We start from the raw sequence: 10572 nt of genomic DNA on the forward strand, positions 1-10572 counted from the left end.
GGACGCAGCGCGGCCGCGGGCCGACATCGCTGTCAGCACCGCGGCCGCGGGGGTCGGGGCGAGGCTACTTGGAGCTGCCGCCGCCCATGATGATGAAGTCGTCCTCTCCGCCCATGATGATGAAGTCATCCTCGCCCAGCGGCGAGAGGAGGAGGTGGGTGGGAAGCTGCTTGAAGCCCATTGGCGTTCCTTTGCGAGTGGTGGTGGGTGGTTCCCTCGCCGGTCCGTCGAGGCCCCTGCGCGGGTCTACTGCTGAATGTAAGGCATCGCACCCACTTCCGCGATGGCTTTCTCAGCCCTCGAGCGTGGCGCTCTCGAGCTGGATCTCGATGCCCGCGAGGGCCTGCGAGACCGGGCAGCCGGCCTTGGCCTCCTCGGCATGCTTCGCGAACTGCTCCTGGTCGATACCGGGCACCTTCCCGCTCACCGTCAGCACGCTCGTCGTGATGCCCTTGCCGGGCTCGAACGAGACCTTCGCGCTCGTGCTGAGCGACTCGGGCGCGTGGCCGGCCTCCTCGAGCGCGTGCGAGAGCGCCATCGCGTAGCAGGAGGCGTGCGCAGCGGCGATGAACTCCTCGGGCGTCGAGGCGCCGCCCTCCTCGGCGCGCGCCTTCCACGTGAGGTCGAAGCTCGAGCCGGTGCCGAGCGTGGTCGTGCCGGAGCCGCTGCTGAGCGGCCCGTTCCAGCTGGTGCTCGCGTTCGAGGTGATGGCCATGGAGTCCTCCTTGAGTTCGCGTCGCGCCCTCCGTCGGCGGGCGAGTGGCCCAAGGCTACGCGCGCAGGCTGGAGGTCGGGTGGTCGGATGCGCGGAGGCACTCGGGCGGGCGCGTGCGAGGATGGGCGCATGATTGAGAAGCCCGAGATCGACGCCCCCGAGGGGCCCGCGCCCGCTGACCTCGAGATCACCGACATCACCGTCGGCGACGGCGAGGAGGCGGTGAACGGCAAGCAGGTGAGCGTGCACTACGTCGGCGTCACGCACTCGACCGGCGAGGAGTTCGACGCCTCCTACAACCGCGGCGCACCGCTCGAGTTCCCGCTCGGCGTCGGCATGGTCATCAAGGGCTGGGAGCAGGGCATCCTCGGCATGCGCGTCGGTGGCCGCCGCAAGCTCGTCATCCCGCCCCACCTCGTCTACGGCGAGCGCGGCGCTGGCGGCGTGATCGGCCCGAACGAGGCGCTCATCTTCGTGTGCGACCTGGTCGCCGTCCGCTGATTCGCTACCGCTGATCGAGTAGGCCGCGCCGCGGCCGTATCGAGATCGTCGCGATCGTCTCGATGCGGCCTCCGGCCTGCTCGCCGAACGGGGTGGCCTCAGACGGCCTTGCCCGGATTCAGGATGCCGAGCGGGTCGAAGGCCGCGCGCACCGCGCGCTGCAGCTCGAGCTGCCGCTCGCCGAGCTCGTCGACGAGCCAGCGGCGCTTCAGGATGCCGACGCCGTGCTCGCCCGTGAGCGTGCCGCCCATCGCGATCGCCGCCTCGAAGACCTCGTTCGCGCACGCCCAGATCTCGTCGCTCGGCTCGGTGCCGTCGAAGACGAAGGTCGGGTGCAGGTTGCCGTCGCCGGCGTGCGCGGTCGTCGCGAGCCGCACGCCGTGCCGAGCCGACGCCTCCTCGCACGCGCGGAACATGTCCGCGAGCCGCGACCTCGGCACCGAGACGTCCTCGACGAGCACCGTGCCGAAGGACTCGAGCGCGAAGTGCACCTGCCTGCGCACCTGCACCAGCACATCCGACCTCGCTGCGTCGTCGGTGCGCTCGACCCGCCCGCCGTGCGCGGCGAGGATGCCGGCGACCGCCTCCGACGTCGCGGCGGCGCCGAGGTCGTCGGTCTGCACGAGCACGAACGCGCCCTCCATCGGCTGGCCGGTGTAGGCGGCGAGCATCGAGACGGCATCGCGACCGACGAGCTCCATGATGGCGGGGCGGATGCGCGCGGCCGTCACCGCGGTGCACGCGGCGGCGGCGATGGCCTCGTCGTCGAAGAACGCGCCGACCGTCCAGATGCCGCCTTCGACGAGCGGACGCAGCTTGAGCGTCGCGCCGACGACGATGCCGAGCGTCCCCTCCGAGCCGATCATGAGCGCCGTCAGGTCGAGCCCGGTGACGCCCTTGACGGTGCGGTGGCCGGTCGAGATGAGGCTGCCGTCGGCGAGCACGACGTCGAGCGCGAGCACCCACTCGCGCGTCACGCCGTACTTCGCGCACAGCAGCCCGCCGGCGTTCGTGGCGATGTTGCCGCCCACGGTCGAGATCGCGCGGCTCGCCGGGTCGGGCGGCCACCACAGCCCGTGGGCGGCGAGCAGCTCGTTGAGCTCGGCGTTCCGGATGCCCGGCTCGACCACGCAGGACTGGTCGACGAGCGAGACGTCGAGCAGGCGCCGCATGCGGTCGACCGAGACGACGAGCTCGCCCTCACCGGCGATCGCGCCGCCCGCGAGGCCCGTGCCCGCGGCGCGAGGCACGACCGGCACGCGGTGCTCGCTCGCCCAGCGGAGCGCTGCCTGCACGTGCTCCACCGCCTCTGCCTCGACGATCGCGATCGGCGCCGCGAGGGCGCGATGGCCCGACTTGTCGGCGCGCGCGACGTCGAGCGCGATCGGGTCGGTGACGAGCACGTGGGCCGGCAGCGCCGCGCGCAGCGCGTCGAGGCTCACGCGAGCACCAGCCCGTCGACGAGCGTCCACGCGCCGGGCGTGCCGCGGAACCGGACGGAGTGCGCGTTGTCGGGCGTGCGGGTCTCGAGCCCGGTGACGTGGTCGGCGAAGGCGCGGATGAACGTGCCGTGCGAGACGATCACGAGCGCTCCGACGGGATTGCGTGCCGCGACGTCGTCGATCGCCGCGACCGCGCGCCGCTGCAGGTCGTCGAAGTCCTCCTCGCCCGGCCAGTCCGTGCCGAAGCGCGCGATCGCCTCGTCCTTCGTGAGGCCCTCGGCCTCGCCGTAGGCGCGCTCGATGAGGCTCGCGAAGCGGCCGCCGACCTCGAGGTCGAGCTCCGCGGCGATGATGTCGGCCGTCACCGCCGCGCGCTCGAGCGTCGACGAGACCACGGCATCCCAACGACCGTCGCCGGGCGTCTCGGCGGCGAGCAGCCGCGCGGCGGTGTGCGCCTGGGCGATGCCCGTCTCGTTGAGCGGGATGTCGCTCGTGCCCTGCAGTCGGCCGGCGAGGTTCCAGTCCGTCTGGCCGTGCCGGACGAGCGCGATCTCCATGCTTCGAGCCTAGGCGGCGCGCGAGCGCGGCCCGCGCATCCGCCGTCATCCACAACCTCACATTCCGCGCCGCTCGCGCGTTGGCAGGGTGTGAGAGGAATGCGGCCATGACCCACACCACCATCGACAGCCCGATCGGCGAGCTGACGCTCGTCGCTCGCGACGGCGCGCTCTCGGGCGTCTACATGCCCGAGCACCGGCCCGCGCCCGACCCGGCCGGCTTCGGCGACCGCGACGACGCGGTGTTCGCGGATGCCGTGCGCCAGCTCGCCGAGTACTGGGCGGGCGATCGCGAGGCGTTCGAGCTGCCGCTCGACCCGGCCGGCAGCCCGTTCCAGCTGCGCGTCTGGGATGCGCTGCGCGAGATCCCCTACGGCGAGACGCGCACCTACGGCTGGATCGCCGCCCGGATCGGCCAGCCAACCGCCGTGCGCGCCGTCGGGCTCGCGAACAGCCGCAACCCGCTCTCGATCGTCGTGCCGTGCCACCGGGTGGTCGGCTCGACCGGCGCGCTCACCGGCTACGCCGGCGGCGTCGAGCGCAAGCGCTTCCTGCTCGATCACGAGCGGCGCGCGCGGCTAGATTCGGTCGCGTGAGCCGTGCCCCGTTCGAGAGGATCGTCGAGCGGCACGGCGCTCGCGTCTGGCGGGTGTGCCGGGCGCTGCTCGACGAGGCCGACGCCGACGACGCATGGAGCGAGACGTTCCTCGCCGCGCTCGAGGCCTACCCGACGCTCGCGCACGGCGCCCGCATCGAGGGCTGGCTCGTGACGATCGCGCACCGGAAGGCGATCGACGTCCTGCGGCGGCGCTCGCGGCTCGTCGTCGGCGAGGTGCCCGAGCGCATCGCCCCCGATCGCGCCCGCGACCTCGACCTCGCCCGCGCACTCGCGCAGCTGCCGCAGCGCCAGCGCGAGGCGGTCGTGCTGCACCACCTCGGCGGGCTGCCGTTCGCCGAGGTCGCGGCGCAGCTGCAGTCCTCGACGGATGCGGTGCGTCGCGCGTCGTCCGACGGCGTGCGGCGGCTGCGGGTGCTCATGGGGGAGGAGCGATGACCGAGCCGCTCTCGTCGGGCGTGCCGTTCCGCGCCGCGCCGCTCGAGCCCTCCGCCGATCGGGTCGTCGAGCTGCGCGCGAGGCTCGCGGATCGCGCCGCCGAGCGCGGGCTGCTCGACGTCGCCTACCGCTCGCTCGACACCGAGCTCGGCGCGCTGCTGCTCGCGAGCACGCCGGCGGGCCTCGTCTCGGTGACCTTCGACGGCGCAGCGCCCGACGCCACCCTCGAGCGGCTCGCGACCTCGCTCAGCCCGCGCATCCTCGAGGCGCCCGACCGGCTCGACGCAGCGGCGCGCGCGATCGACGACCTCATCGCGGGTCGTGCTCGCGCCTTCGTCGGGCCCCTCGACCTCTCGCTCGCGCGCGGCTTCGGTCGCGACGTGATCGAGCGGCTGCGCGAGATCCCCTACGGCGAGACGCGCAGCTATGCGCAGGTCGCGGCGGCCGCGGGCTCGCCGCGAGCCGTGCGGGCGGTCGGCACGGCGTGCCGCCGCAACCCGCTCCCGGTGGCGATCCCGTGCCACCGGGTGGTGCGCAGCGACGGTGCGCTCGGGCAGTACGTCGGCGGCGTCGAGGCGAAGCAGCGGCTGCTCCGCATCGAAGGCGCAGGCGTCGCGCACTAGCCTGGGCGAATGCCAGCCACCGAGCTCCTCGCCGTCGTCGAGCGCGACGGATTCGTCGAGTCGGAGCACCGCGGTGTCGCTGTGCTCATCGACCCTGAGGGGCGCGTCATCGAGGCCCACGGGCCGGTCGAGCGCCCGTTCCTCGCGCGCAGCGCGCTCAAGCCGCTCTTCGCGGCGACGCTGCTCGAGCGGGGCCTCGTCGAGCTCGAGCCGGCGCACGCCGCGCTCGCGAGCGCGAGCCACTGGGCCGACGCGGAGCACGTCGCGACCGCCCAGGCGATGGCGGCCGCCCTCGCGGTCGACGAGGAATCGCTGCGCTGCCCGCCGATGCAGGCGCCCGACGGCACGCAGCGGCGGTTCGCGCACATGTGCGTCGGCAAGCACATCGCGTTCGCGGCCGCGGCGCGCGCGCTCGGCGTGCCCGACGGGTACTGGGAGGAGTCGCATCCGCTGACCGCGGTGCTCCGCGAGGGGATCGACGGCGCCACGGGCGAGCGCGTGCCGAGCATCGCGCGCGACGGCTGCGGGGCGCTCGTCTTCGCGACCACCCCGGTCGGGCTCGCGCGAGCCTTCCGGCGCCTCGCGCCCGACGGGGCGGGCGGGCACCGCTTCGTCGGAGACGCCATGCGGGCGCACCCCACGCTCATCGACGGCGCGGGCCGGCCCGACGCGATCGTGATCGAGGGCACCGGATGCGCGACGAAGTTCGGCGCGGAGGGCACGCAGGCGATGGTCGCCCCCGACGGCACGACCGCGGTCGTGAAGAGCGCCGACGGCGCGCGGCGGGCTGGCGCACCGGTCGCCCTCGCGATGCTCGAGCGGGCCGGCGCGATCCCGGAGGGCACGCTCGAGCGCCTCGGCGAGCCGCTCGGCCTCGTGCAGCGCAGCGCGGGCGAGCCGGTCGGCCTGCTGCGCCCGGTCGTCTAGGCGCGTCCACCGTCGCGTGCAGCCCGCGGCGCCGCGAGGATGAGCGCCACGGCCTCGAGCGCGAGCGCGACGAGCGGTCCGTGCGGGTAGTAGCCGAGCGCGAGCAGGCCGAGCACGAGCACCGGCAGCGTGAGCGCGAGCAGCGCGCGGCTCCAGCGCGGCCACGCGCGCCCGGCGGTCCACGCCGCAAGGACGCCGAGCAGGCCGATGGCGACGAGCCAGTAGCCCTCCGCGCCCCACAGCGCGTGCAGCGGCGCATCGGCGGGCGTGCTGACGTAGCTGACGGCGGTGACCGCCGCCCCGACGATGATCGCCCAGGCCAGCGCCGTCCCGCCCCAGCCCGCGCGGCGCAGGTCGGGCAGCAGCGCGAGGCCGATGGCGAGGAAGCTCACGCCGCTCAGCGCGCCGAAGACGACGTACGGGTCATCGACTGCGGCCCCCGCCGAGCGCCACGGTTCGAGGCGTCCGATCGAGGTGAGCGGGCCGCCCCACGCCGCGACGACGATCGGAGCGCTCACGAGCGCCCACGCTCCTCCGGCGGCCGCGAGCCACGCGCGGAGCGCTCGCGCTCGATCCAGCGGGTCGGGCAGGCGCGTCCTCGCGCTCGCAGCGGTCACGAGCCATGCCTAGCAGGGCGGCGCCCGGGCGTCACGCGGTGGCGAGCAGGATCCCCGCCGCGAGCACCGCCGCGCTCACGATCGCGAAGGCGATCTCAGCGACGGCGAGGCGGGTCCTGCCGATCCGCACCATCAGCATGTTGATCGCGGAGTGCGCGGGCAGCGTCAGCAGCACGAGCCACGGCTGCGCGAGCAGCAGCAGGGTGAAGCCGGTGTGGAGCGCGGTCGCGCTCAGCCGCTCGAGGAGGCCCCAGCCGGCGTGGTGCGGGGCGAGCAGGCCCTGCGCCTCGAGCAGTGCTCGTGCCTCGAGCGACTTCGCGTCGTCCTTCGCGATGAGGGCGGCCATCGCGAAGCCGTTGCTGAGCACGAGCAGCACCTCGATCGTGGCCCAGCCGAAGCCGGCCCAGATCGCGTCCTCGAAGGAGCGGAGCGCGAGCAGCACGAGCGCGAGCCGCACGAGCTCCTCCGCCGGCCCCGAGCACCAGCCGATGATCGCGGCGCCTCGAGCCGGAGTCGTCCGCCGGGCGACGAGGAGCGCCACGGGCTGGCGCGCCGCGAGCGCCAGCAGCCAGCCGGCGGCACCGAGCAGGGCGGGCACGCCGAGCGGCGGCCAGGCGAGCGCGGCGAGGGCCGCGCCGGCGATCAGCGGCGCGGGCAGCACCGCGAGGGCGTTGCGGCGCAGGGTCGCGGCGAGTCGCCGGTCATCGGTGAGCGCGGTCATCGGGTCTCCTTCGCTGGGGCGTCGGCGGGCATCGTGACCGTCGCGATGAGGCGCGGCGAGCGGTCGGGGGAGGGCTCGTGGTGGGAGCGCGCGGCGAGCACCGCGCGCAGCTCCGCGAGCAGCGCGCGCAGCTCGGCGTCGCTGAGGTGCAGCACGTGCTCGCGGAAGCCGACGCCGTCGCGCTCGAGGTCGATCTCGTCGCGCTCGAGGTATCGGTCGTACTGGCCCATGAGGCTGCTCGCGAAGGACGCGAAGTAGCGGAAGTGGTCGTCGCGACTCGCCTCCGCGAGCTCCGCCGCGGTGATGACCCCACCGCTGCCGAGCGCGTACGTGCGCTCGACCGCGCCGCGCCGCCGGCGCTCCTCGACCACCTCCACGAAGCCGCTCTGCTCGAGCGTCGAGAGGTGCCGGTAGAGGCTCGCCTGCGAGAGCTCTGGCAGGTCGGCGAGCAGCTCTCTCGGCGTGCGGCGCTGCGACCCGAGGGCGCGGATGATCGCCATCCGCTGCGGGTGCAGGATGACATCCGCCTTCGTCGTTCTCATGATTGAGAACGTTATCAGAACTGTGAGTGGTTTGAGTGCTCGGTCAGAGCCGTGCGGCGCACGCCTCCGCGAACGCGCCGAAGCCACGCTCGACGACGCCGAGCAGCGTCTCGTCGGTCGCGAGGTGCGCGCGCCACTCGGCCACCGCATCCGCGTCTCGCAGCTCCGAGAGCGTCGGCGAGGCGACGGAGTCCCACAGCCGCATGACCCGGTCGTCGGCCTCGAGGTGGAACTGCATGCCGAGCGCCGAGCCGTAGCGGAACGCGTCGTTGTCGACCGTGGCGCTGCTCGCGAGCAACCGCGCGCCGGGCGGGAGCGAGACGACGTCGCTGTTCCAGCGCATGGCGCCCAGCGGGCCGACGTGGTCGCCCAGCCACGGGTCGGGCTCGAGGAGCTCGATGTCGAGGATGCCGACGGCGTCGACGACGCCCTCGCGGTGCACCCCGCCGAGCGCGCGGCCGATGATCTGATGGCCGAGGCAGATGCCGAGCACCGGGACCTCCGCGTCGATCGCCTGCAGCGCGAGCTCGGCCGTCGCCTGCAGCGAGGGGTAGCGGTCGACCTCGGCGGCGCTCATCTGCCCGCCCGTGATCACGATGCCGGCGATCTCGTCGAGCGGCGGCATCGCCGTCTCGAACACCGCCTCGCGGGTCGGCAGGTGGCTCAGCAGCGTCGTCGCGTGCCCGCCCGTCTCGTACTCGATGTGCTTGATGAACAGGACGGATCGCGCCAACCCAGCACCCTTCTCTCGTCGCTAGCCTAGGGCGCGGCGGGCGCCCTGCCCGCCCGCCGGACGCACCGCATCCGCCCCCGAACGGAGGAGCAGCATGACCGTCTTCGCGATGGCGCCCGACGGGGTGCGGATCGCCCTGCACGAGCTCGGCGACCCGGACGGCGCACCGGTGCTGATGATCCACGGCTTCTCGTCGAACGCGAGGCGCAACTGGATCGGCAGCGGCTGGGGTGCGGCGCTCGCCGAGGCGGGGCTGCGCGGCATCGCGATGGACCTCCGCGGCCACGGCGAGAGCGACCGGCCCTCGACCGGCTACGACGTGCCGCGCTTCGTCGCCGACGTCGACGCGGTGCTCGAGCAGCTCGCGCTCGACGAGCCGCCCGGCGCGATCGGCTATTCGATGGGGGCGCGGCTGCTGTGGCGCCATGCCGGCACCCGGCCGCACGCGTTCCGCGCGCTCGTGCTCGGCGGGCTGCCGGCGAGCGACCCGTTCGAGCGCTTCGACGTCGACCTCGCGCGCCGAGCGCTCGCGGGGGAGGCGGAGCCCGGCCCCATGGAGTCGTTCATCGTCGACCTCGCGGCGGTGTTCCCCGAGCACGACCCCGCGACGCTCGTCACGCTCGCGGGCGAGGTCTCGCGCACGCTCTTCGACCCGGCCCAAGCGCCGCCGGCCGTGCCGACGCTGCTCATGACGGGCGCGAAGGACACCCGCGCGGACGACACCCGCGAGCTGCTGCCGCTGCTGGCCGATGGCCGCTTCGAGGAGATCCCCGGTCGCGACCACGTGAACGCGCCGACCTCGGGCGCCTTCCGGCGCCGCGCATCCGCGTTCCTCGCCGAACACCTCGGCTGACCTGCCCGGATGTGCAAGAGGGCCGATCGGGTTCTCCCGACCGGCCCCAGTCCCTTGCACCAAGTGAGGCTGCTGCCTCCGCTTCCGCCGATCGCCACAGCACTACGATCGACGTGCGACGAACGTATAACGGATGGGTAACGAACCGACCCAGTTCTACCTGTGAATGGGCTGTGGGCGCTGGTCAGAAGCGGTCGGGGCTCGGCCCGGAGGCGAGCACCGTGACGTCGGCATGCCCGTCGAAGCGGTAGCCCGCGCCGCGCACGGTGCGGATGATCTCGGCGTAGGCGCCGAGCTTCGCGCGCAGGCGCCGCACGTGCACGTCGATCGTGCGCTCGTTGGGACGGTCGTCGGCGTCGGCGTCCCACAGCGCGTCGATGATGTCGCAGCGGCCGACCGTCGAGCCCTCGCGCAGCACGATGTGCTGCAGCAGCTCGAACTCGCGGTAGGTGAGCGGCGCGATCTCGTCGCCGATCGCGACGCGCTTGCGGGTGAGGTCGATGACGATGCCCGGGTCGGTCTCGGCAGCCGGCTGCTGCACCGCGGGGTCGCCGAGCGCGCGCCGCACGACGTCGACGTCGCGACCGCCGGCGCCGGCCGGCGCGAGCGCGACCGCGGCGTGGGTCTGGGCGCTCGGGGCGAGCTTCGACGTGAGGGCGCGCAGCTCGGTGACGAGCCGCGCGAGCTCGACGCGGTCCTCGGCGGCGGCGTCCTCGCCGAGGCCGACGTAGAGCACGAAGCCGCGCGCCTCGGTGCCCTCGGGGACGGCCCGGACGGCGGCGTGCGGCGCGGCCGTCGGGCTCGGGGCGGATGCGGCGGGCAGCGGCTTGAGGGCGCTCGAGCCGCTCGTGCGGGGCTGGGCGAGCGACGGGCGGCCGAGCTGACGGTGAAGGGCAGTGCGGGCGGGGAGAGCGGTGATGGTCATGGGAGGGCCTTCCGGCGTGCGGTCGGCAGCGCCCGCGGAGGGGCGATGAGTGCTGCCGACTCGAGGAGTCGAGGGGTGGTGCGCGGACCTCGGATGGGTCCGGTGACCGCTCGCAGGCCTGCTCAGGGCCTCACGGGGTGCGACGGTGATGCGTCAGCGACTCCGATGCGGAGCGGTCGGGCGGTGCGAGCTGGGCTCAAGCACACATTCGACGCATGCCGACCATCGGCATCATCATGCCGTTCGTCCCGTTCGTCGCGAGGACGGACTGGGGGCCGAAGGTGGTCGTCATGCCTGCCAGTATCGCCGCTTCTCGCGTCGCAAGTCAAATGACCGACGTGCCTCAGCTTCTTTGAGCGCGG

At 73.9% G+C, this 10572-nt stretch carries 15 protein-coding genes; 7 read left to right on the forward strand and 8 right to left on the reverse strand.

The window, feature by feature from the left end:
• Window positions 1-292: 292 nt before the first annotated feature.
• Complete coding sequence (locus tag L332_RS22000) at window positions 293-715, reverse strand: OsmC family peroxiredoxin (RefSeq protein WP_021010445.1); 423 nt, start codon at window positions 713-715, stop codon at window positions 293-295.
• Between the two features lie 129 nt (window positions 716-844).
• On the opposite strand from L332_RS22000, the gene L332_RS22005 reads away from it, so the two are divergent.
• Window positions 845-1216 (forward strand): FKBP-type peptidyl-prolyl cis-trans isomerase, encoded by a 372-nt coding sequence (locus L332_RS22005; protein WP_021010446.1) that lies wholly within the window; start codon window positions 845-847, stop codon window positions 1214-1216.
• Between the two features lie 98 nt (window positions 1217-1314).
• Here L332_RS22005 and L332_RS22010 read toward each other — a convergent pair whose 3' ends face one another.
• Window positions 1315-2658, reverse strand: coding sequence for an FAD-binding oxidoreductase (locus L332_RS22010; RefSeq protein WP_021010447.1), 1344 nt, complete (start codon window positions 2656-2658; stop codon window positions 1315-1317).
• Window positions 2655-3215 (reverse strand): histidine phosphatase family protein, encoded by a 561-nt coding sequence (locus tag L332_RS22015; protein ID WP_021010448.1) that lies wholly within the window; start codon window positions 3213-3215, stop codon window positions 2655-2657. Before L332_RS22015 ends, L332_RS22010 begins: the two co-directional genes overlap by 4 nt.
• 107 nt (window positions 3216-3322) lie before the next feature.
• Between L332_RS22015 and L332_RS22020 the strand changes: the two genes are divergently transcribed.
• The 4 genes from L332_RS22020 to L332_RS22035 are packed head-to-tail and all read left to right on the forward strand — an operon-like array spanning window position 3323 to window position 5819.
• A complete protein-coding gene (locus tag L332_RS22020) occupies window positions 3323-3811 on the forward strand; it encodes a methylated-DNA--[protein]-cysteine S-methyltransferase (protein WP_021010449.1) in 489 nt (162 codons plus the stop codon).
• On the forward strand, window positions 3808-4269 hold the full coding sequence (locus L332_RS22025; protein ID WP_021010450.1) for an RNA polymerase sigma factor: 462 nt from the start codon (window positions 3808-3810) through the stop codon (window positions 4267-4269). Before L332_RS22020 ends, L332_RS22025 begins: the two co-directional genes overlap by 4 nt.
• Window positions 4266-4892: a methylated-DNA--[protein]-cysteine S-methyltransferase gene (locus L332_RS22030; RefSeq protein WP_021010451.1), complete on the forward strand. Its 627-nt coding sequence runs from the start codon at window positions 4266-4268 to the stop codon at window positions 4890-4892. The genes L332_RS22025 and L332_RS22030 overlap by 4 nt, the downstream gene beginning before the upstream one ends.
• A gap of 9 nt (window positions 4893-4901) precedes the next feature.
• Window positions 4902-5819 carry an asparaginase gene (locus tag L332_RS22035; protein WP_021010452.1) on the forward strand — a complete coding sequence of 306 codons (918 nt, stop codon included), beginning with the start codon at window positions 4902-4904 and terminating at the stop codon, window positions 5817-5819.
• Here L332_RS22035 and L332_RS22040 read toward each other — a convergent pair.
• The 4 genes from L332_RS22040 to L332_RS29420 are packed head-to-tail and all read right to left on the reverse strand — an operon-like array spanning window position 5816 to window position 8432.
• On the reverse strand, window positions 5816-6436 hold the full coding sequence (locus tag L332_RS22040) for a hypothetical protein (protein ID WP_021010453.1): 621 nt from the start codon (window positions 6434-6436) through the stop codon (window positions 5816-5818). The genes L332_RS22035 and L332_RS22040 overlap by 4 nt on opposite strands.
• A 31-nt stretch (window positions 6437-6467) precedes the next feature.
• Complete coding sequence (locus tag L332_RS0115185; RefSeq protein ID WP_021010454.1) at window positions 6468-7157, reverse strand: hypothetical protein; 690 nt, start codon at window positions 7155-7157, stop codon at window positions 6468-6470.
• Complete coding sequence (locus L332_RS22045; protein ID WP_021010455.1) at window positions 7154-7699, reverse strand: helix-turn-helix domain-containing protein; 546 nt, start codon at window positions 7697-7699, stop codon at window positions 7154-7156. The genes L332_RS0115185 and L332_RS22045 overlap by 4 nt, the downstream gene beginning before the upstream one ends.
• Before the next feature lie 43 nt (window positions 7700-7742).
• Window positions 7743-8432: a type 1 glutamine amidotransferase gene (locus L332_RS29420; protein WP_021010456.1), complete on the reverse strand. Its 690-nt coding sequence runs from the start codon at window positions 8430-8432 to the stop codon at window positions 7743-7745.
• A gap of 94 nt (window positions 8433-8526) precedes the next feature.
• Here L332_RS29420 and L332_RS22050 point away from each other — a divergent pair, with 94 nt between their 5' ends.
• The gene (locus L332_RS22050) at window positions 8527-9285 is read left to right on the forward strand and encodes an alpha/beta fold hydrolase (RefSeq protein ID WP_021010457.1); all 759 of its coding nucleotides are present in this window, start codon (window positions 8527-8529) and stop codon (window positions 9283-9285) included.
• 184 nt (window positions 9286-9469) lie between these two features.
• Here the strand turns inward: L332_RS22050 and L332_RS22055 are convergent, their stop codons facing one another.
• Window positions 9470-10210 carry a winged helix-turn-helix domain-containing protein gene (locus tag L332_RS22055; RefSeq protein WP_021010458.1) on the reverse strand — a complete coding sequence of 247 codons (741 nt, stop codon included), beginning with the start codon at window positions 10208-10210 and terminating at the stop codon, window positions 9470-9472.
• Between the two features lie 215 nt (window positions 10211-10425).
• Here L332_RS22055 and L332_RS30340 point away from each other — a divergent pair, with 215 nt between their 5' ends.
• Window positions 10426-10566, forward strand: a complete 141-nt coding sequence (locus tag L332_RS30340) for a hypothetical protein (protein ID WP_021010459.1) — start codon at window positions 10426-10428, stop codon at window positions 10564-10566.
• Window positions 10567-10572 lie beyond the last annotated feature (6 nt).

The organism is Agrococcus pavilionensis RW1, assembly GCF_000400485.1.
Taxonomy (GTDB): Bacteria; Actinomycetota; Actinomycetes; order Actinomycetales; family Microbacteriaceae; genus Agrococcus; species Agrococcus pavilionensis.

Excerpts from the sequence above, each read along its gene's own strand:
- L332_RS0115185 (WP_021010454.1), bottom strand. The coding sequence starts at position 7,157 with ATGACCGCGCTCACCGATGACCGGCGACTCGCCGCGACCCTGCGCCGC.
- L332_RS30340 (WP_021010459.1), top strand. The coding sequence starts at position 10,426 with ATGCCGACCATCGGCATCATCATGCCGTTCGTCCCGTTCGTCGCGAGG.
- L332_RS22005 (WP_021010446.1), top strand. The coding sequence starts at position 845 with ATGATTGAGAAGCCCGAGATCGACGCCCCCGAGGGGCCCGCGCCCGCT.
- L332_RS22015 (WP_021010448.1), bottom strand. The coding sequence starts at position 3,215 with ATGGAGATCGCGCTCGTCCGGCACGGCCAGACGGACTGGAACCTCGCC.
- L332_RS22050 (WP_021010457.1), top strand. The coding sequence starts at position 8,527 with ATGACCGTCTTCGCGATGGCGCCCGACGGGGTGCGGATCGCCCTGCAC.
- L332_RS22035 (WP_021010452.1), top strand. The coding sequence starts at position 4,902 with ATGCCAGCCACCGAGCTCCTCGCCGTCGTCGAGCGCGACGGATTCGTC.
- L332_RS22055 (WP_021010458.1), bottom strand. The coding sequence starts at position 10,210 with ATGACCATCACCGCTCTCCCCGCCCGCACTGCCCTTCACCGTCAGCTC.
- L332_RS22045 (WP_021010455.1), bottom strand. The coding sequence starts at position 7,699 with ATGAGAACGACGAAGGCGGATGTCATCCTGCACCCGCAGCGGATGGCG.
- L332_RS22000 (WP_021010445.1), bottom strand. The coding sequence starts at position 715 with ATGGCCATCACCTCGAACGCGAGCACCAGCTGGAACGGGCCGCTCAGC.
- L332_RS22030 (WP_021010451.1), top strand. The coding sequence starts at position 4,266 with ATGACCGAGCCGCTCTCGTCGGGCGTGCCGTTCCGCGCCGCGCCGCTC.
- L332_RS22020 (WP_021010449.1), top strand. The coding sequence starts at position 3,323 with ATGACCCACACCACCATCGACAGCCCGATCGGCGAGCTGACGCTCGTC.